This window comes from Acidobacteriota bacterium (assembly GCA_019347945.1).
Taxonomy (GTDB): domain Bacteria; phylum Acidobacteriota; class Thermoanaerobaculia; order Gp7-AA8; family JAHWKK01; genus JAHWKK01.
This window is the reverse complement of sequence record JAHWKK010000002.1, coordinates 242,263-261,560: the sequence shown is the minus strand read 5'-3', so window position 1 is coordinate 261,560 and position 19,298 is coordinate 242,263. Positions and strand designations below refer to the sequence as shown.

Here is a 19,298-nt window from a genome sequence, read left to right as displayed (position 1 = left end):
GTGGGATCGGAAATGAACCCCGGAAATGTGATCCATGGCGCGGAACGCTGGTTTCGATGAGGCCGGGCACGGGCGCGGGCACGGGCACGGGAAAGACTCGCGAACGGATGTTTCATTAGGAGCCGCCGAAGGACGGCGAAGGATCTGGGCGGGGGCTCGTGAAAGAAGTTGACGAGTGAGCGGCAGCGGTGACTCACGATCCCCCACCCAGATTCTTCGCCCGCGCTCCGCCGGGCTCAGAATGACGAATGTTGTGTTGGCGCGAAGCGACGATCGTGGACGAAGGTTTGCTCGCGCGAAACGACAGGACGACCTCGAGCTGTCACCTCTGTGGCTTTTTTTCTTCTTTCAGCTTTCGGATTCGTGCGAGCCGCCTGGCGATCTCCTCCTCGGCCCCTTCGAGTACGGGCTCGTAAAACTCCGTTCCTTCGAGAGACTCCGGCAGGCAGGTCATCGAGGTGATTCGATCTTCATGGTCGTGAGCGTACTCGTAACCCTTGCCGTATCCGAGCTCCTTCATCAGAGCGGTAGGTGCGGTGCGGATGTGGAGGGGAACCGGCGGATCGTCTCCGCTCCTGATCTGCTGCCGCGCTTTTTCCCAGGCGGTGTAGGCGGAATTCGACTTGGGAGCCTGAGCGAGGTAGATGGCGAGCTGGGTCAGGACGACCCCGCCTTCGGGCATGCCGATGAAATGTACGGCATCCTTCGCTGCCACTGCCAGCTGCAGGGCGAGGGGGTCAGCGAGCCCGATGTCCTCGGAGGCGGCGCGCACGAGACGTCTTGCGACATACATCGGATCTTCGCCGCCTTCGAGCATGCGGGCGAGCCAGTAGACGGTCGCATCAACGTCGCTGTTCCGGATCGACTTGTGAATCGCGGAGATGAGCTGGTAATGCGAGTCGCCGCTCCGGTCGTGGCGGAGTGAGCGGCGCTGGATGATCTCGCCGGCCCGTTCAACGGTCACGATCTCTCCCTTTTTGGCGGTTCCGGCGATACTTTCGAGCATTCCGAGGCCCTGTCTCGCGTCGCCGGCGGAGAGCGTGGCGAGGAAACGGATGGTTTCGGCGGGAACATCGATTCCCGAGGAAGCAATCGGCTCGGTGCCGAGGGCGCGTCGCAGGATGGCTTCCACAGATTCGGTCTCGAGCTTCGGCAGTACGACGACGCGGCAACGTGAAAGGAGCGCTGAGTTGACTTCGAAGGAGGGATTCTCGGTCGTTGCGCCGATCAGAGTGATGTCGCCTCGCTCGACGTAGGGGAGGAAAGCGTCCTGTTGCGCGCGGTTGAACCGATGAATCTCGTCGACGAAGAGAATCGTCCGCTGGCCGGTCTTTTCTCGAAGCTTTTTCGAGCCCTCCATGATCTCGCGGGCTTCCTTGATGCCGGAGGTCGCGGCGGAGTAGGGGATGAATCGCGCACGGGTTTGCTTTGCGATGACGAAGCCGAGGGTCGTTTTCCCGGATCCGGGTGGTCCCCAGAGGATGATCGACGGCAACTGGTCCTTTTCAATGGCAGTGCGCAGCATCGATCCCGGGCCGATGATGCTCTCGAGACCGACGATCTGATCGAGAGAGCCGGGCCGCATCCTCTCGGCGAGCGGAGCGTCGTCAGCGGATTTTCGAGATCGGGTGTCGGGCGCCCCGAGATCGAACAGGGATCCGCTCATCCGGAAAGCCGCTCGAGGTCGACGTTTCCGCCGGAGATGATGACGGCTACCGGCCCTTGAATGGCGGGATTCGCGCTCGAGAGAAGAGCTGCCAGACCGAGCGCGCCAGTCGGCTCGATGAGAAGCTTCGTCCGGCTGATGGCGAAGCGAGTGATCTCGAGCAGAGTCGCGTCGTCGACCGTGATGATGTCGGCCACGCTTTCCCGGATGATCTGGAAGTTCAAATCACCGACAGCGGTCGTTCGGGCGCCGTCCGCGATAGTGGCGGGGGGGGCGATGGTGACGATCTGACCGGATTGGAGAGAGCGCTGCCCGTCGTTCCCGGCCAACGGCTCGCTTCCGACGATCACGACTCCGGGCGATCGCCGGGCGGCCAGCGCGGTGCCTGCGAGTAGTCCCCCTCCTCCGAGGGGGGTGATGATCGTGCGGACGTCCGGCCAATCCTCGAGGATCTCGAGGGCGGCGGTTCCGGCGCCTGCAATGATGTGCGGGTGGTCGAAGGGGGGGATGAGGACGGCTCCGGTCTTTTCGGCGAGCTTCTCGGCGACTTCCCTCCGGTTGGCCGTCGTCACATCCTGAGTGACGATTCGGGCTCCGTAGGCGGCGGTTGCGGCGAGCTTAGAAGGCATCGAATCGGGCGGCATCACGATCGTGGCCGATACCCCCGCATCCCGAGCGGCGAGCGCAACGGCCTGGGCATGGTTTCCCGACGAGTAAGCGATGACACCTTTACGGCGATCGATGGCCGAAAGCGAGCGCATCGCATTGGTGGCGCCTCGTATCTTGAACGACCCCGATCTCTGGAGGTTTTCGCACTTGAGTCTCACCTCCAGTCCGGCACGTTCCGAAATGATGCGACTGGAGAGAAGGGGGGTCCGGTGAACCAGGGAGGAAATCCGCCGGGCAGCGGCCTCGACGTTCTCCAGCCCGAGCTCTGTGGTGGTTGCTGATTTCACGACCGATAGTATAATGACGGGGAGAGAGTTCGTCCTCGAAATCGAGGAGCTCTGAAATGAGAGTTTGACTCTGCTGGTCCGGAAGGGTATCTTTGACCGAGATCTTTCCGGAAGTCATGGTCATCAAGGGCTTGGAGGTGTGGGTCATGTGGAGATGGGTTGCCCGCGGCCTGATTGTTATTGCTGCAGTTTCTCTGGTTGCTGCGCCGGCTGTGGCGCAGGGTTTCGTCGCTTCACTCGATAAACCCGCACCGGGACTCGTCGTGAGCGGCGTGGTGCTGGTTCAGGGTTTTGCACTCAGTGAGGACGAGATCTCGAGAGTCGACCTCTACGTCGACGATCAGTTCCTTCACTCGGCGACCATTAACGTACCGAGGATCGACGTGATCCAGGCGTACCCCGACTGGGAAGGGATCCAGACGAAGCAACCGGGCTTCTCGACCGGGTTCCTCGCGAGTCGATTCTCGAACGGGCCCCACACGATCCACGTGGTGGTCGTCACCTCCGAGAACGAGGTGTTCGAGATCGGCCGGCGGGTCATCACGGTCGACAACACACTGAACCAGCCTCCGTTCGGGCATCTGGACATCCCGTCCACGGGTCCGGTGCACGATGCGAGTGGTTCGTTCCCGGTCGTCGGCTGGGCGACCGATACCGACGGAATCGACAGAATCGACATCGTCGTGGATGGGCTCGTGATGCAGTCGGCCATCTACGGGGATCCGCGACCGGACGTGGCGATTGCCTATCCGGATTTCGCGAGCGCCATGTTCAGCGGGTTCATCGCCCACATGGACTCGACGCGTCTCCTCAACGGGGTGCACGAGCTCGTGGTCAGGGTCACGGATAACAGAGGGCTGACCAGGCCGATCGCCCGTCGTAGCATTCAGGTATTCAATACGACCAACAACCTTCGTCCGTTCGGCTGGCTGGATGAGCCGTTGCGGGACGACGTTCTTTACGGGACTGCATGCACGGATACGATTACTGGTGGGGGGACTTTCTCGCCCCTCCCGTCTCCCGGCACCCGTCCGGCAAGCGAGCTCACCCCGATCCGGGGATGGGCTCTCGATCTCGGCACCCGTGAAGATACGGGCCGGGTCGCCTACGTCGAGCTGCTGGTCGACGGAGTGCGCTGGCTGTCGACGGATGACTGTACCTTCGTCGATGCGTGGGGCGGCCTCGTCAATTGCTACGGGATGACCCGGTTCGACGTGCAGAAGTACTACCCGACCTATCCCGATGCACCCCGGTCCGGCTTCGTTTTCGGGCTCGACGTCGGAGCGATGCTCGCTCTCGGTGTCGCCCCCGGCCATCACGATCTGAAGGTGCGAGTCGGCGACAAGGAACAGACGTTCGCCGACGTTCCGAACACATCCGGGATTCCGGTCTTCTTCCAGTGTGCGCAGGACGGCGACAATTTCCCCACGCTCGGTTATATCGATTTCCCCGTTCAGATGGATTTCATCAACGGGACGGTCACATTCCGAGGCTGGGCCATCGACCGCGACTCGGGCGGAGTCCAGGCCGTTCAGATCTACGTCGACGGGATTCTGGTCGGCAATGCGGTCCACGGACTTTCGAGACCCGACGTCCGGGACGCTTACCCGATGATCTCCAACTCGATCAACAGTGGGTGGAGGTTCGAGTTCGATACCCGGCAGCTGGCGAATGCCCGGCATCGCCTCACGGTCCAGGTACTCGATGGAGAGGGAGATTCCTCGATCATCGGGTCGATCGACTTCTTCACCGCGAATCAGCAACCCTGACCTCTGGTACTGAGTGAAATGTATGAGGCGCCCGGCGAGAGCCGGGCGCTTTTTTTTCACGAGCCGAATCGATAAGCTAGCGGGGCGAGCGACCCCATGGCGCGTGTACTGATCGTCGACGATCACATGTCGGATCGGGAGCTCCTGTTTGAATATCTCGACGGAGCCGGATTCGAGGTCGAGTCCTGCGCCAACGGTAACGCGGCCTGGCGCGAGCTTCAGGCTCACGAACGGGACTACGACGTAGTCCTGACCGACCGGCTCATGCCCGGAATGGATGGCTTCGAACTTCTGGAACGGATCAAGAGCAACGACCGGCTTGCTTCGGTACCAGTCATCCTTCAGTCTGCCGTCGATGATCCGAAGTCGATGCAGGAGGGGATCGCGAAGGGGGCTTATTACTACGTCGTCAAGCCCTATGATCGGGAGATGCTGGTCTCGATCGTCCAGACCGCTGCGAACGACCACAGACGGTACAGAACACTACAGGAGGACGTATTGCGTTGTACCCGCGCAGCGTCGCTGCTGAAAAAGGGGAGCTTTGCCTTCCGGACTCTGAGCGAGGCGGCCGACCTCGGCACCCTCATCGCCTCGACCGCCAGGGACCCGGAGAATGCGGTCATCGGAGTGACCGAGCTACTCGTCAATGCAGTCGAGCATGGCACCCTCGGAATCACCTACGAGGAGAAGACCCGGTTGACCGAACGCGGTGAATGGGAGGCGGAAATCAACCGACGCGCCTCCCTGCCGGAAAACGCCGACCGTTTTGTGAGAGTCGATTTCGAGCAGACCGGCGAGCACCTCCGCATCACGATCGAGGACGACGGCCCCGGATTCGACTGGAAGCGCTTTCTCGAAGTCGACCCCGGAAGAGTATTCGACACGCATGGACGCGGAATTGCGATTGCCAACCTGCTGAGTTTTACCGATCTTCGCTATGAAGGGCGAGGCAACCGGGTCATCGGCATCATCCCCGCGGCGGAAAGTGGTTAGTGATGAGTGGCTAGTGGCGTTGAAAGTGTTCAGTGCTGAGTGATTAGTGGCCAGTGAAAACAGAGCGGGCGGGGTGAAACACTGGCCACGAGCCACTACTCACAAGTGGTTAGTGATGAGTGGCTAGTGGCCAGTGAAACAGATCGCGGGCTGAAAGTGGTCAGTGCTGAGTGGTTAGTGGCCTGTGAAACAGATCGCGCACTGTGACACACTGAACCACCAGCCACTACACGGAGTCACCACACCATGACACGGTTAAAAAGCTATCGGGACCTTGAATGAAAGCCGATTTCCATTCACACTGATCACAAGCCACTTACAAGTGGTTAGTGATGAGTGGCTAGTGGCCAGTGAAACAGATCGCGCACTGTGGCACACTGACCACTGATCACAAGCCACTAATCACAAGCCACTACTTACAAGCCACTACTCACAAGCCACTACTCACAAGCCGAAGAGGAACAGAATGGAAAGACCAATTGAAAAGCCGGAGCCCGATGAATACGCCTCGTTTTACCGGTCCTACGTGGAAGGCCTGGGAGATCGGGATCCCCTGGATCTCCTCGGAAGCCAGATCGCCTCATTGCGGGGAATGACCGAGACGCTCGACGAGGAGGCTGAGAAAGCCCGTTATGCGGAGGGAAAATGGAGCGTCCGGGAAGTGATCGGTCATCTCTGCGACGCTGAGAGAGTCTTCGGCTATCGAGCGCTGCGCTTTTCGCGGGGGGATCAGTCGGAGCTGCCGGGATTCGAAGAGAACCTTTATGTATCCGAAGGCGGGGCGGACGACGTGCCCCTTGTGGATCTCGTCGGCGAGCTGGAGGCGATGAGGTACGCGAACAGCCGGCTCTTTCAGCGTTTGAGGCCGGAACAGTGGATGCGCTCGGGCGTCGCGAGCAACGCCAGGGTCACCGTCCGGGCTCTGATGTGGATTCTCGCCGGTCACTTCGAGCATCACCTGTCCGTGTTGAGGGACCGCTACGGTCTGGCAGAGCCGGTCGCCTCCGAGCTGTAAAAACGGATTGCTAGGCTCGCGGGGGCGGCGCGACTCCCCCGGGCGAGCCCAGCTCGGAAGTGCAGTTGGGGCATCGGGTGGCCTGTACGGGGACTTCGAGCCGGCAGAATTCGCAGACTTTCGTCGTCGGATCCTCCGGTACGGGGACTTCTGCCCGGCGGATCCGGTTGATCGCCTTGACGAGGATGAACACAGCGAAGGCGACGATGAGGAAGCTGACGATGTTGTTGATGAAAACGCCCCAGTTGAGGGTGACCGCCCCGGACGCCTGCGCGTCGGCAATCGTGACGTAGGGTCCGGGGGGCGTGCCCGACTTCAGCACAGCGAAGAAGTCCTTGAAATCAACGCCACCGAGAATGAGACCGACCGGCGGCATGATGATGTCCTCGACGAGCGACCTTGCGATCGTGGCGAATGCACCACCGATGATGATCCCGACGGCCATGTCGACGACGTTGCCTCGTACGGCAAACTCCCGGAATTCGCTTTTCAGACTCATCTGGCTTTCTTCGTGAACTCCATTTCGATTCTAATACGATAACGATGGAAGACCGGAAAGGATCGTCGAAAATGAAGGAGAAGGTCGTAGGAGTGCTGTTCGGGATGGAGGACCATTTTCCCTGGGCTCTCATCAACAGGATCAACGACAGGAATGAGAGCGGCGTGCGCGCCGAGGCCGTGAGAATTTCTCACGTCGAGGATCGAGCGGAGACTCCGTACGCGGTCATCGTCGACCGGATCAGTCACGATGTCCCTTTTTATCGGACATTCCTGAAGTGCGCCGCCGCGAGTGGAGCGACGATCATCAACAACCCATTCTGGTGGTCGGCCGACGACAAATTCTTCGACAACCTGGTTGCGAAGTCGGTCGGAGTGGCCGTACCGCGAACGGTATTGCTTCCGCACAAGCAACATCCACCGAATACGAAGGGAAATTCATTCCGCAACCTCGAGTTCGTCGACTGGGATGGAGTTTTCGACTTTCTCGGCTTCCCGATCTTCCTCAAGCCCGCTTACGGGGGAGGATGGAAGGACGTCTACAAATGCCACGACCGGGCGGAGTTTTTTTCCTCGTATGACCAGACGAGAGATCTCTGCATGATGGCCCAGGAGGCGATCGATTTCACCGACTACTTTCGATGCTATGTGATCGGCCGCAAGCACGTGAAGGTAATGGCTTACGATCCGCGAAGACAGTTTCACGAGCGCTACATCCGTGATTACGTGTCGGAGCATCCAGGTCTCGTCGAAAAGATCGAGCGCGATGCTCTGGAGCTGTGCCGAGCGCTCGGGTACGACATGAATACGGTCGAGCTGGCCGTCCGGGATGGAGTGCCCTACGCGATCGATTTCATGAATCCTGCACCCGACGCCGATCCCTTTTCTGTCGGTGAGCAGAATTTCGAGTGGGTCGTCGAGACCGTTGCGAGCGTCTGTATCGAACGTGCTCTCGATCCTCCGGGCTACGAGCCGACCGGGTCGTGGCCCGAAACTCTCGGATCGAAGAAGCAGAAGAGAAGAGAAACGAAAAAAAAAGGAGGTGCGAAAAAGTCGCCAGCGAGGAAAAAATCGAGCCCCCGGAAAACCACCCGGAACCCCGATCGAAAGGGAGAGTAATGGTCGAGCCATCGTTCACGCTCGGCATCGAAGAGGAGCTTCAGGTCGTCGATCCGGAGACGAGAAAACTCCGGTCCCACATTCAGGAGCTTTTCACCGAGGGCGAAACTCGACTTCGCGACGAGATCAAGCGGGAGATGCACGACTCGGTCATCGAAGTCGGTACGCCGATCTGTCACAACATTCAGGATGCGCGGAGGGAAGTGACCCGGCTTCGTCGCGAGATCATCCGGCTCACCAGAGAGAACGGGTTGAGAATCGCGGCTGCGGGCACCCATCCGTCGACCCACTGGTCGGAGATTCCGATCGTCGAGGCTCCGCGATATCTCAAGATCATCTCTGACCTCGGCATGATCGCCCGGGCGAATCTGATCTTCGGCCTTCACGTTCACGTCGCGGTAGAAGACGACGAGACGAGAATTCATCTGCTCAACCAGGCGAGATACTTTCTGCCCCACATCCTCGCGTTGTCGGTCAATTCACCCTTCTGGTGCGGCAGGGAAACGGGATGGAAGAGCTACCGGACGAAAGTTTTCGAGCGCTTCCCCCGTACAGGAATCCCCGACCCGTTCCGCTCGTGGGGTGAGTACAAAGAATTTCTCGACATACTGATCGCTTCCGATTGCCTGGACGACGGGAAAAAGATCTGGTGGGACCTCAGGATTCATCCATATTTTCCGACCATCGAGTACCGGATATGCGACGTTCCGATGAGAGTCGAGGAGACGATCTGCATCGCCGCGATCTTCCAGGCTCTGACTCATACTCTGTGGAAATTGCACAGGCGGAACATGAGCTGGCGACTGTATCGGCGGGCTTTGATCATGGAGAACAAGAATCGGGCGGCGAAGGCGGGTCTCGATGGAAAGCTCGTCGATTTTGGATTGATGACTCAGGTCGATACGAGGAGCCTCATCGAAGAGCTGCTCGAGCTGATCGCCGAGTCCGCGCGGGAGCTCGGTTGCCTCGAAGAAGTGCAGTATGCACACGAGATCATGAAAATGGGGCCCGGCGCCGACCGGCAGCTGCGGGTGTGGAAGGAGACACAGAGCCTCGAAGCCGTGGTGGACTACATCATGGCCGAGACCGAACGGGGGATCACGGCCTGATGAGGCTCGGTAGCTGACGATGAAACGCAAAGGTCAGATGTTCAGTTTCGAGCGAGTCGAGCGAGACCTCCCTCGGTGGGATCCTCGAATGCTCGACGTCGTGATTCTCGACATGAATTTCGGGCTTCCCAATCTGGGGCACGACTCGCTCGTGCACGCCGTGCACGAGAGTGCCGAGGTCGCGCTCGAGGGGACGAGCCTCGAAATCCGGGTCCTCTCGTTCGACATCCGGCGTTTGCATTCGATTCCGCCTTTCGATCCCGAGCGGTTCGGTCTCTACGTCGGGACCGGAGGACCGGGCCACCTCGATCCCCGAAATAACGACGGCGTTTCCGAGTACTCCGAGGGTGTGGCAGAGAAGATCGAATGGGAAGACGCGCTGTTTGCTTTGTACGACCGGATTCTGGCGGACGAGCGGGTCGCGCTGCTCTCGTACTGCCATTCGTTCGGCCTGATGTGCCGCTGGGGCGGTTTCGCTGATCCGGCTCTTCGAGCCGGGACCAAGGCGCCCAGCAGCGGCATCGTCAGGAATCGGCTCACGAAAGAGGCCCTCGCGCATCCGTGGTTCGGCCGGTTCGCACGCGAGCTGAAGGAGTCTCCTCTTTTTCGAGCGCTCGACAGCCGGCTCTTCGATCTGATCCCGAACGGGCGCCCGTTGCCTGCCGGATCGAGCTATCTCGCTTTCGAGTCGACTCCGGAGGGGAGCGAGGGTGAAGCGCTCACGATGTTCGAGCTCGCGAGAGACGTCAGCGGAACGATGCCTCGGGTATTCGGCGCCAACCACCACCCTGAAGTCGTCGACCTGGCGCATCTGGAAGAAGTCCTCGAGGAAAAGCTCGGGAGCGGTGAGGTGAGCCCGGAATGGTATGAACAGCGCGGCGAGGCGCTCAGGCGATACTGGAACGAACGCGATGTCGACGAGCGCGTGAGACGGACGTCGATGTACACGTTGCTCGGCGTCCTCGAGTTTCATTTGCGCCGACTGGCTCACGCGCGGTTGGGAGAATCGATCGCAGTCTGATCGCCCGGATGGATCGCCGCTACCGCCAGAGATTCAATGAGGCTTTCACCGATGAGCTGTATCGAAGCTACCGTGAGAGACTGACCTTGCTTTGCGGCCGCGAGCCGGGGTTCAGACTCGCCGAAACCCCCGTTTTTCTTCCACCGGAACTGGTCAGGAAGATGACCGACGCAGCGGATGCGATCATTGCAGAAGCCCGCGACCCGGCCATGATCGCCCGTTCGGAGAAGGCGGTACCGGATGCCTACCGAGCACCGGGGCGGGATCATCTTCCGAGTTTCGCGACGATCGACTTCGCAATCGTCAGAGGAGCGGACGGAACGCTCGAACCCAAACTGATCGAGCTGCAGGGCTTTCCATCGCTCTTCATGTTCGAAGTCTTTCAACGGGATGCCTGGGTCGAGACGATTGCGGCGATCCCGGGACTCAATCGGGACTGGAGCTGCTGGTTCTCGGGACTCGACCGGGAGTCGTTTGTCGATCTGGCGGGGCAGACCATCGTCGGCCCTCATGACCCTGAAGATGTGTGCCTTATTGATATTGAACCGTCTACCCAGAAGACGAACTGTGACTTTTCGTCGACTACCAGGTTACTCGGCGTGCCGGAGGCGGACGTTCTCCAGCTCGAGCTCCGAGGGCGACAGCTCTTTCGCCGCGATGAAAATGGTCGTTCGCGCCGAATCCTTCGAATTTACAACCGCGTCATCGCCGACGAGCTCGTACGGCGCAACGCTGCTCTCCCGTTCGACTTCCGCGAAGAGCTCGACGTTGAGTGGGTAGCACATCCGGACTGGTACTGGATCTGGTCGAAGTACACGCTTCCGTTTCTCGAGCATCCGTCGGTGCCGGAGTCGATCCTGTTGAGCGATCTCGATGAGCCGCCGGACGACCTCGACACGGCATGGGTGCTGAAGCCGTTGTTTTCCTTTGCGGGCGTCGGCGTCAACGTGGAGCCGACGGTCGCTGATCTGAACGTGGTACCCGACGACCAGAAGGGACTCTGGTGCATTCAGCGGAAGGTCGAGTATGCGGGTGCGCTCGAGGCTGCCGACGGCGGGTCGGTGAAGGCCGAGGTGAGAATGATGTATCTGCGTCCGCGGGGAACGGAGCGGATGGTACTCGCCGAGAATCTCGTCCGCCTCTCGCGAGGCAAAATGCTGGGCGTCGACTACAACAAGGATTTTACCTGGGTGGGCTCGTCGATCGGCCTTCATTGAAGAGTGAAGGGTGAAGAGTGAAGAGTGAAGAGGGAAAAAAGGATTCAGGAGCCAGGATTCAGGTTGAAGAGTGAGGGTCGTTTGCTCTCGCCACATCCAAACGCTCGTCATCCTGAGGAGCGCAGCGACGAAGGACCTGGGGGCAGGCTCGTGAAAGAAAGTGGCGAATGGGCGGCAGCGGTGAATCACGAGCCCCCGCCCAGATTCTTCGCCCGCGCTCCGCCGGGCTCAGAATGACGAGTGCTTCACTCCTCACTCTCAACACTGGCTCCTGAATCCTGGCTCCTGAATCCTAATTCCTGAATCCTGCTTCTGAATCCTGGTTCCTGAATCCTGCTTCTGAATCCTGGCTCCTGAATCCTTTTTTCACTCTTCACTCTTCACCCTTCACTCTTCACTCTTCTTTTTATATTGTTCGGGGATGAAGATCAGGTCATCGTTGCTCGCAGCCCTGTTGATCCCGTCGCTGATTGCCTGCGGAGGGGGCGAGACAACCTCCGAGGCGCCTTCTTCCGAACCGGAGCCGGAGAGCGCGTCGCGCGAGCTTCCGAGCGAAGAAGAGCTCGCCACGCTGATCGCCAGCTCTCCCGAGTTCGGGCAGTATCAGTTCTCGAATGCCGCCTTCACGATACCGATGAAGACTGAGTACCTCGGCGATTCGGTGCGGGCGATCGCGCAGGATCTCGCACGGACCGGGTGGATCGGCTTCGACAGCCAGGGAAATGTCGTGATCACCCAGCGGGCTTTGAGAGACGGACGGTTCATCGTACGCCCGAACGACAATCTCGACATCGTTCCCCTCGCACGGAAACAGTTCGGGGAGGTACTCGCTGTGGGCGAGAACGCATCCGGGGATCCTACGGTCGACTTTTCGTGGAGATGGATCCCGAACGAGATCGGAGCGGTTTTCCAGTCCGGCCCGTTGTACGACCGCTTCAATACGACCAACTATGCGCGTGCGACTTTGCTGGAGACCAGTAGCGGCTGGGAAGTTCTGATGTTCGAATCGATCGATCCTCCTGCCGAGACCGGGGACCCCGCGGAATAGGCGAGTTTCAAGGCCAAACCGTATCCCCGGCTGGATGATGTGCTCGGATCCAAGCCGTTCCAGTCCCTCCTGATCAGAGGGGTTGTGAGATCATTCCGGTCATATGAGTGACGATGTCAGGGTGGACGAAGAGCAACTCCTGGTCGTGCTGCGGGCACTCGAGGAGCATCGAGTCGATTATGCGATTTTCGGCGGAATTGCTCTCGGTCTGCATGGGCTCGCGCGTGCGACCGCCGACCTCGATCTTTTTGTCCGGCCCGAGAGGGAGAATATCGAGCGGCTGAAGAATGCGTTGCGCGCGGTATTCGATGATCCGAGCATCGACGAAATTTCCGCTGACGAACTTTGTGGCCCGTACCCGGCTGTTCGATACTGGCCACCCGAGGGATTCGGTTTCGACATTCTCACCAGGCTTGGCGAGGCTTTTGAGTTCGACACGCTCGAGATCGAGGAGAAGCGAATCGATGATGTTGCGATACAGGTCGTGAGCCCCCATACGCTGTGGCAGATGAAGAAGGATACTGTACGGCCAGTGGATCGAATCGACGCCGATTATCTGGCGAAGCGGTTCGGATTCGAGGATCGTTGAGTCATGGTAATCGAGAAATACAGATCCATTGATGAGATGCCGGTCCCGTGGCGGGATCCGGACGACCCCGGAAATCTTCGAAGAATAGCCGCCATGATGTCCGTGTGGTTCCGCATGAATCCGCGCCCACGGTCCGGGGTGCGACGGTTTCGTTCGGTGGCCGAGGCAAATCGGGAACGTCGCGATCCTTATCGCGAGGCGCCAGACGCGGAGCGCTGACCGACCGTTCCCGGTTCAGATGCTGGCCACGATTCGGTCGGCGAGCTGCGCGAGCGCCTGACTCGTCGCTGAGGCGACCTCGGAGCTGTCGAGAGACGACATCGGGACCGAGATCTCGTCGAATCTCGTCAGGCCATCGGCCGTCCAGCGCGCTCGAAGCTGGAAGATCGTTTCCGGTCCTGCTGCGAGCTCTTCGAAGATGATGTCGATCGACCGCACCCCGCCCGCCGGCGTCGACTGGCCCGGAAGGATGACCTCTCCGTCGGGAAGTCTCGCAGCCAGATCGTGGGCCAGCGTGTGGAGCACGACGGTTTCCAGCGTGTCGGACCACTGATGAGTTCCCCGGATGTCGAGTTGATGGTCCGATTTCCGGACGACGATTCCTCGTCGGTCCAGCCCGGGGGGAAGCTCTACCGTTCCTATCGCGACGGGGTTGGCGCCGATGGTTGCCGAGCGCTGCGCAGGAGGAATCGTCTCGAGGGTGAAGAACTGCTGGTCCGGTCTCGAGAAAAAGCCGCAGGAGCAGACGACGAGGGCTGCCGCGGCGATGGCGTGTCGGATTCTCATTCGGCTCTTCCCTTGAGGAGCGCATCCGGGTTTTCGGTCAGGTAGCTCGCCAGAGCTCTGACTGACTCGGCCGCCCGGGTGAGCTCGCGGATAAGCTCCGCCAGATCGTAATTCTGTTTCGGAGCGGATCCGACGAGCTCCTGAGCACGGGAAGCTGCAGCTTCTGCGGAAGTCGCGGCGCTCCGGAGTTTTTCTGCAATCGGTCCGATGTTCTCGTTGGTCGTTTGTGCCGCGGCCTGGATATCGGTGAGCGCAGCGTTCAACCGTTGCACGCTATCCTGCAGAGCGGGATCGCTGACCAGCGAATCGACGCGTGCCGCGGCGCTGCGAAGATGCGACATCGTCTCCCGGAGCGGCAGATCCTCGAGCGTGCCTGCCACGCGGTTCAGCGATGCGATGGCGTCGTCAAGCCCACTGCTGCCAGGCGCGGCCGGAATGACCGGAGGTTCGTGCTCGACCGCGAGCCGGCCTGTTCCCGGCGCGGCACTGGTCTCGAGAGAGACCGACGTCGAGCCGAGAAGACTAGAGGTGAGGGTGGCGCGCAGTCCGTTTTGCACGAGCGCTTCGAGCGCGCCGTCCATTCGAGCGCGCAGGTCCTCTCTGGTCTCGCCCGGATAGACCTGGATCTCGAGCAGTCTCGGGTCGATCTCCAGGGTGACCGGAGTTTCGAGGGTCGCATTTTCCGGCACGTAGCGGAGTCTCACGTCCCGCACCCGGCCGACCTGAACCCCTTTCATGCGAACCGATGTCCCCGGGGCCAGCCCGCCGATCGCCCCCGGAAAATAGGTGAGATAGGTCATGTGGGGTCCGTCGGCAGACGCGATAGCCGCGGGACGGGAGTCGTGCAGTTCGAACACCGCCCCCTCGGAAGCAGGATCACCGGCGAAAATCTCGGGAGTGTAGAAGGCGATGCCGGAGTTCAGCAGCGTAGCCAGAGAGACGTCGCCCATCGAGATCCTGCCTCCCTCGGTGGAGATCGACACTCCTCCGGTTCGCCAGAAACGGGTACTCTCGCGAACCTGGCTGGCAAAGCGCTCGACGACGAAGACATAGACCGAGCCGACGCCCTCTTCGGCGTCGTATCGGGCACCGAGAACACGGCCGACGCGCGTTCCCTCGAATTGGACCGGGGCCCCGATCGAGATGAATGCGACGTCCTCGGATTCGAGAACGAATGTCTTTCCCGGCTGGGGCGCGGTCAGTATGGGTGGGTACTCCTGTCCCTCGAACTCGTCTGCCGGTTCGCCCTCGCCCGGTTCCATTCCGATATAGGTACCTCCGAGGAGCCCGCCGAGACCGCCCGACTCGAGACCGGGCTCGACGATCCAGAAGCTGGTCCCCATTCGCAAAGCGTCGTCCATGGCGGCATCCATCGAGATGCGGACGATCACTTCTTCGAGCTCGTCATCGATCGTGATCTTCTGGACGGTCCCGACTTTCGCCCCGCGATATCGGACGGGACTGTAGCGCTCGAGTCCCCTGGCGTCGACGAAGCGAACGGTGATGTCGCCCCCTCCGAAAAGGCCATACCGCACCACGAGATAACCGACCACGAAAATCGCGATGGCAGGGACCACCCAGATCCAGGGAGACCAGTGGCCGACCTGGAGGCTCGCCTCCCGCGATTCCTGATCGCTCCCCTCGTCGGCGAGGTCCGGCGTGACGTCGTCATCGTGCCCGTTCATTCGGCCTCACCCGCGGATCTCCACATGAGCCTTGGTTCGAGAACGCTAATTCCGAGCATCATCAGAGTGATGACCATGAACAGGGGGGTTGCGCCGGGCCCCGAGATGATGTCGTCGACCCCCCGAAAGTCGATGATCGGAGCCGCGATCGCAGCGGTGAACGGAATGATCATCGGCCAGCGCATCAGGTGTCGAAGCATGCGGTGCATGCGTGTGCGCAGTACCAGGCCGCGCACGCTTGGAAAACGGACGCGAAGGAGCAGCCAGGAGAGAGCTGCCAGCTCGACGAGCGGCACGGTTACACCGGCGATGAAGAGCACGACGGCTGCAGTCCACATTCCGTAGTCGGCAATCAGCTGGATCGTTCCGAGCACCGTATGTTCTAGTGTGCCCGTGAGCCGATTGTTGACCATGACGGCCGTGGAGAAGGATGGAATGCAGAGAGGAATCGCGGCCGCAACCGCCGTGAGGGCGGTGACGAAGCGGATCACGACGCGGGATCCGAGTTTTTCCCCGCACCGGGGACACGGGTCGCCGATACTGGCACCGGGTACGATCAGTTCACAGACGTCGCAGGAGGGTTCGCCGCTGGAGAACGCTTCGCGGTCCGGCATGATCGAGCTCCAGACCCTTCGCCGATCCAGCGTGAGATCGCCGAGCAACGCGAACGCTGCGACGCCGATGTACAACCAGGCGCCAGGCTCGATCTCGACTCTGGACGGTACCGCGGCGCGGTAATACGCGATGATGCCTCCGATCACCACGACATCCGCCATGCTCCACGTCCTCAGTTGCTCGCTCCATCGAAAAATTCGTCCGGTCTCGCGGAAAACAAATCCGACGAGGACCGAGCCGAGAACGAGTATCTGAAATATTGCTCGTACGGCGGGGAAGATGAAGGCGAAGAAGAGAAAGCCGAACGCGAACGGAAACCATACTTCCGTGTAGATCACACCGACACTCGAAACGAGCCGGCTCTCCTCGAAGAGGATGTTTCTGAAAGTCGACTCCATCAGCGGCAGAAATGCGCTCGCAGGCAAAAGAACGAGCACTGCTGCGGCACACGCCAGCGGGATCGTCACACCCGCCCGATGCCCTCGCGCCAGGACTCGGTCACAGCGAAAGCAGCGGGCTGTCCCACCCGGAGGAACTCGGGGAATCTTCTGCGGGCTTCCGCAGTCGGCGCAACTGATCGTCATGCCTAGCCAGCGACGCCCGCTGCAAGACGAATTCCATCGGATCGGAGTGAATTGTGTGAGGCTGGGAACCCGCCGGAGAGCCAGGAGGCCAAACGATCGGGCGAGTCGTGAATCCTTCAGTCGTAGTGAACGTGCTCGAGGGTCAGACCGTCCGGCGCGGCCGTCCACCGGGCCTGCTCGAACGTCGGTTCGAGGCTCGCCTGCAACTTCGCCGCGTCCATCCTGCCGAGACCGATCTCGATGAGGCTGCCGACGATTCGCCGGACCATGAAACGGAGGAAACCCGAGCCGTGAAGGGTGATCCTGATCGAGCTTCCGGTCGGTTCGATTCGTGCCTCGAAGATCTCCCGGCGGGTGGTGGATACTTCCGGGCTCGCAACCGTGAATGCCCGGAAATCGTGCTCTCCGACGACGGCTCGCAGCGCCGTTCGCATCCGCTCGACGTCGAGCGGCCAGGGGATGTGAGTGTGGGTTCGGGAGAGGAAAACGTCCTCGACAGGATCGTTCCAGATCCTGTAGCAGTAGGTCTTGCCGGTTGCGTGATATCGCGCGTGAAAGTCCGCGCCCTTCTTTTCCGCGGCCCTGACACGAATCTCTTTCGGCAGAACGCCATTGAGCCCGGGGAGGAGGCGGTCCAGAGGAAAGCCGTCCGGAATGTCGCAGTGGGCTTTCTGATCCGCGGCATGCACACCGGCGTCGGTCCGCCCGGCTCCGGTGACTCGCACATCGGTGCGGCAGATCAGACCGAGAGCCTTTTCGATCTCAGCCTGGATCGTTTTGCCGTTTTCCTGTGTCTGCCATCCGGAGTACCCGGACCCGTCGTACTGGATCGAGAGCAGTACGCGCATCTCGCTCACGATTCGCTAGCGGCTGGTTGCGTATACGGGCTGCTGGCGAAACCCCGTCGATTTGGTGAGCCCGTCGAGCACACCGGCAGAAATCACGTGACGGCCTTTCCGCATTCGAAGGTCGACGGCATACGTGTAGTACTTTCCTTTGAGGCTCTCGAGCTGTTCATCGGTGAGAACGACGGAGTGTTGCTGGGTCACGACATCCGAGGTGTCGCCACGATCGTCCGCGACGACCAGCCAGAGTGTGAAGCTGCCGCGGTGGGTATCGCCGGCCGGGAGCATCGTAAGCTTGTCGATCGGGATCATCACTTCGAGCGGAACGGTGTAGATCTCGGCGCTCGATCGGCTGGGCTTGCCCGTTCGAAGCACGATGCCGAGATCGTTCTCGTCGCTCGAATAGAAAACTTTAGCGAGGACCTTGTCGCGCATCTCCGTCTCGATCGATTTTTCGATGAAGGTTCTTCTTGCACGCACGCGCAGGTTGCGGTCCTTCATTCGGACTTCCAGATTGCGCTGGCGGTCGATCCGCTGCGTGGTCGAGCGGTAGCCGAGCGAGTAATACGAGCTGAGGTCGCTCTTGATGGTGTCGAACCCGCGTCTGAAGTTGTTGGTTCCGACTGTCGCGACGCCTCCGGTCATCTCGGCGAGAAACTGAAGGGACTCGGTGCTGTTGGTCAGAGCGACCGTATCGACGGTCACCGAGCGCGCGTGCATGTTCTCGGCCGAGGATGACGACATCCCTACGAGGCCGGCCGCGTGAACGGTGTACAGGGTCACGTCGTTGGCGTTCGCGGTCGTCGCGAGAGATCGGATCTCGTGGCTGGCGTTGAATCCCATCCCTTCGAACATGCCGGAGGAACCGTAGGCGCCCCACTCCGGCTTTTCACGCTTCATCTCATCGATGAACGCGAACGCTTCCCGGCCGGGTGACATATAGAAGCCCTCCGTGGTCATGACCATGATCTTCTTGCCGTCGACTCCTCCGAGTGTCTCGAGGAGGCTGTTGACCGCTCCGACGGTCGTCCGCAGATCGTGCTCGACCGACATCGCCCAGCTGCGAGCCTCGACGATCGCGTCCTGCACCGACATCGCTTCTCTGATTCGGTTTTCGATCTGACGCTTCTCACTCTGGTAGTGAACTCCGAGACCGCTTTCGCCTTTCATCGCCTCGAGCTCGAGCTTGATCTGCTGGGTGTCCTGGGTAAACGGGACCCGGACTTTCATGCTCCGGTTCCATGCCGCCACCATTCCCTCGTCGCCGGGCCGCATGACTTCATCCACGAAGTCCTGCATCGCCTCGAATACGCGGTTCCGGTTGAATGGAGAAAGGGAGAGGTTGTCGACGAAAAATACGATCTTCCGTCGTGTTTCTCTCTCCGGCAGGCTGGCGGGTGCTTCAGCACTCGTCGTCGATGTGCCCTGAGCATCAACGGTTGCATCGCGCTCTTCGAGGTTCACCTCGTAGAAGTTGGTGATCCTCTGGGGCTGGCCATTCTCGTAAATCTCGAAATCGTCCCTCGTGAGGCCTGTTACGGGATTTCCCTTGCGGTCGGTCACGACGGCATCAACGTTGATGACCCGGATGTCGATCGTCTCCATCAGGGGAGTCTGGTCGTCGGCTGGGGGTGTTTGCTGCGCCTGAGCGGCGCCGGCAGAGAGGAGGAGTGCCAGTGTGAGTATTGGTTTCATAGGATTCAGACCGTGCGGCCCTTTTCGGGACGTCCATGACTTCGACGCCCGGGCGGGCGAAAAGTTGCGCCCGCGCAGGTGTCGAGAC

At 60.5% G+C, this 19,298-nt stretch carries 17 protein-coding genes; 9 read left to right on the top strand and 8 right to left on the bottom strand.

What is annotated here, in order from left to right:
* Positions 1-322: 322 nt before the first annotated feature.
* On the bottom strand, positions 323-1,666 hold the full coding sequence (locus KY459_02630; GenBank protein MBW3563599.1) for a replication-associated recombination protein A: 1,344 nt from the start codon (positions 1,664-1,666) through the stop codon (positions 323-325).
* Positions 1,663-2,622, bottom strand: a complete 960-nt coding sequence (locus KY459_02625; GenBank protein ID MBW3563598.1) for a pyridoxal-phosphate dependent enzyme — start codon at positions 2,620-2,622, stop codon at positions 1,663-1,665. Before KY459_02625 ends, KY459_02630 begins: the two co-directional genes overlap by 4 nt.
* 92 nt (positions 2,623-2,714) lie before the next feature.
* Here KY459_02625 and KY459_02620 point away from each other — a divergent pair, with 92 nt between their 5' ends.
* From KY459_02620 to KY459_02610, 3 genes are all read left to right on the top strand, one after another.
* The gene (locus KY459_02620; GenBank protein MBW3563597.1) at positions 2,715-4,391 is read left to right on the top strand and encodes a hypothetical protein; all 1,677 of its coding nucleotides are present in this window, start codon (positions 2,715-2,717) and stop codon (positions 4,389-4,391) included.
* A 96-nt stretch (positions 4,392-4,487) separates the two neighbouring features.
* Positions 4,488-5,384, top strand: a complete 897-nt coding sequence (locus KY459_02615; GenBank protein MBW3563596.1) for a response regulator — start codon at positions 4,488-4,490, stop codon at positions 5,382-5,384.
* A gap of 466 nt (positions 5,385-5,850) precedes the next feature.
* Positions 5,851-6,399, top strand: a complete 549-nt coding sequence (locus KY459_02610; GenBank protein ID MBW3563595.1) for a DinB family protein — start codon at positions 5,851-5,853, stop codon at positions 6,397-6,399.
* Positions 6,400-6,409: 10 nt separating this feature from the next.
* Here KY459_02610 and mscL read toward each other — a convergent pair whose 3' ends face one another.
* The gene (gene mscL, locus KY459_02605; protein MBW3563594.1) at positions 6,410-6,892 is read right to left on the bottom strand and encodes a large-conductance mechanosensitive channel protein MscL; all 483 of its coding nucleotides are present in this window, start codon (positions 6,890-6,892) and stop codon (positions 6,410-6,412) included.
* 77 nt (positions 6,893-6,969) lie between these two features.
* On the opposite strand from mscL, the gene KY459_02600 reads away from it, so the two are divergent.
* The 6 genes from KY459_02600 (at position 6,970) to KY459_02575 (ending at position 13,000) form a co-directional block, all read left to right on the top strand.
* On the top strand, positions 6,970-8,016 hold the full coding sequence (locus tag KY459_02600; protein ID MBW3563593.1) for a hypothetical protein: 1,047 nt from the start codon (positions 6,970-6,972) through the stop codon (positions 8,014-8,016).
* A complete protein-coding gene (locus KY459_02595) occupies positions 8,016-9,125 on the top strand; it encodes a carboxylate-amine ligase (protein ID MBW3563592.1) in 1,110 nt (369 codons plus the stop codon). The genes KY459_02600 and KY459_02595 overlap by 1 nt, the downstream gene beginning before the upstream one ends.
* Before the next feature lie 19 nt (positions 9,126-9,144).
* A complete protein-coding gene (locus KY459_02590; GenBank protein MBW3563591.1) occupies positions 9,145-10,146 on the top strand; it encodes a hypothetical protein in 1,002 nt (333 codons plus the stop codon).
* An 8-nt stretch (positions 10,147-10,154) separates the two neighbouring features.
* A complete protein-coding gene (locus KY459_02585; GenBank protein MBW3563590.1) occupies positions 10,155-11,363 on the top strand; it encodes a hypothetical protein in 1,209 nt (402 codons plus the stop codon).
* 421 nt (positions 11,364-11,784) lie between these two features.
* Positions 11,785-12,411 carry a hypothetical protein gene (locus KY459_02580; GenBank protein ID MBW3563589.1) on the top strand — a complete coding sequence of 209 codons (627 nt, stop codon included), beginning with the start codon at positions 11,785-11,787 and terminating at the stop codon, positions 12,409-12,411.
* A gap of 103 nt (positions 12,412-12,514) precedes the next feature.
* Positions 12,515-13,000 (top strand): nucleotidyl transferase AbiEii/AbiGii toxin family protein, encoded by a 486-nt coding sequence (locus KY459_02575; GenBank protein MBW3563588.1) that lies wholly within the window; start codon positions 12,515-12,517, stop codon positions 12,998-13,000.
* 234 nt (positions 13,001-13,234) lie between these two features.
* Here KY459_02575 and KY459_02570 read toward each other — a convergent pair whose 3' ends face one another.
* The 5 genes from KY459_02570 to KY459_02550 all read right to left on the bottom strand — a co-directional run bounded on the left by KY459_02570 (position 13,235) and on the right by KY459_02550 (position 19,210).
* Complete coding sequence (locus KY459_02570; GenBank protein MBW3563587.1) at positions 13,235-13,786, bottom strand: PqiC family protein; 552 nt, start codon at positions 13,784-13,786, stop codon at positions 13,235-13,237.
* Complete coding sequence (locus KY459_02565; protein MBW3563586.1) at positions 13,783-15,471, bottom strand: MCE family protein; 1,689 nt, start codon at positions 15,469-15,471, stop codon at positions 13,783-13,785. Before KY459_02565 ends, KY459_02570 begins: the two co-directional genes overlap by 4 nt.
* Positions 15,468-16,553 (bottom strand): paraquat-inducible protein A, encoded by a 1,086-nt coding sequence (locus tag KY459_02560; GenBank protein MBW3563585.1) that lies wholly within the window; start codon positions 16,551-16,553, stop codon positions 15,468-15,470. Before KY459_02560 ends, KY459_02565 begins: the two co-directional genes overlap by 4 nt.
* 233 nt (positions 16,554-16,786) lie before the next feature.
* Positions 16,787-17,518, bottom strand: coding sequence for a tRNA pseudouridine(38-40) synthase TruA (gene truA, locus KY459_02555; protein MBW3563584.1), 732 nt, complete (start codon positions 17,516-17,518; stop codon positions 16,787-16,789).
* A 15-nt stretch (positions 17,519-17,533) separates the two neighbouring features.
* Entirely contained in the window at positions 17,534-19,210 is a 1,677-nt protein-coding gene (locus tag KY459_02550; protein ID MBW3563583.1) for a VWA domain-containing protein, read from the bottom strand.
* Positions 19,211-19,298 lie beyond the last annotated feature (88 nt).

What these genes read in the sequence shown, in the direction of transcription:
- KY459_02585 (MBW3563590.1), top strand. Translation starts at nt 10,155, where the DNA reads ATGGATCGCCGCTACCGCCAGAGATTCAATGAGGCTTTCACCGATGAG.
- KY459_02575 (MBW3563588.1), top strand. Translation starts at nt 12,515, where the DNA reads ATGAGTGACGATGTCAGGGTGGACGAAGAGCAACTCCTGGTCGTGCTG.
- truA (MBW3563584.1), bottom strand. Translation starts at nt 17,518, where the DNA reads ATGCGCGTACTGCTCTCGATCCAGTACGACGGGTCCGGGTACTCCGGA.
- KY459_02615 (MBW3563596.1), top strand. Translation starts at nt 4,488, where the DNA reads ATGGCGCGTGTACTGATCGTCGACGATCACATGTCGGATCGGGAGCTC.
- KY459_02610 (MBW3563595.1), top strand. Translation starts at nt 5,851, where the DNA reads ATGGAAAGACCAATTGAAAAGCCGGAGCCCGATGAATACGCCTCGTTT.
- KY459_02595 (MBW3563592.1), top strand. Translation starts at nt 8,016, where the DNA reads ATGGTCGAGCCATCGTTCACGCTCGGCATCGAAGAGGAGCTTCAGGTC.
- KY459_02565 (MBW3563586.1), bottom strand. Translation starts at nt 15,471, where the DNA reads ATGAACGGGCACGATGACGACGTCACGCCGGACCTCGCCGACGAGGGG.
- KY459_02570 (MBW3563587.1), bottom strand. Translation starts at nt 13,786, where the DNA reads ATGAGAATCCGACACGCCATCGCCGCGGCAGCCCTCGTCGTCTGCTCC.
- KY459_02590 (MBW3563591.1), top strand. Translation starts at nt 9,145, where the DNA reads ATGAAACGCAAAGGTCAGATGTTCAGTTTCGAGCGAGTCGAGCGAGAC.
- KY459_02630 (MBW3563599.1), bottom strand. Translation starts at nt 1,666, where the DNA reads ATGAGCGGATCCCTGTTCGATCTCGGGGCGCCCGACACCCGATCTCGA.
- KY459_02600 (MBW3563593.1), top strand. Translation starts at nt 6,970, where the DNA reads ATGAAGGAGAAGGTCGTAGGAGTGCTGTTCGGGATGGAGGACCATTTT.
- KY459_02580 (MBW3563589.1), top strand. Translation starts at nt 11,785, where the DNA reads ATGAAGATCAGGTCATCGTTGCTCGCAGCCCTGTTGATCCCGTCGCTG.
- KY459_02550 (MBW3563583.1), bottom strand. Translation starts at nt 19,210, where the DNA reads ATGAAACCAATACTCACACTGGCACTCCTCCTCTCTGCCGGCGCCGCT.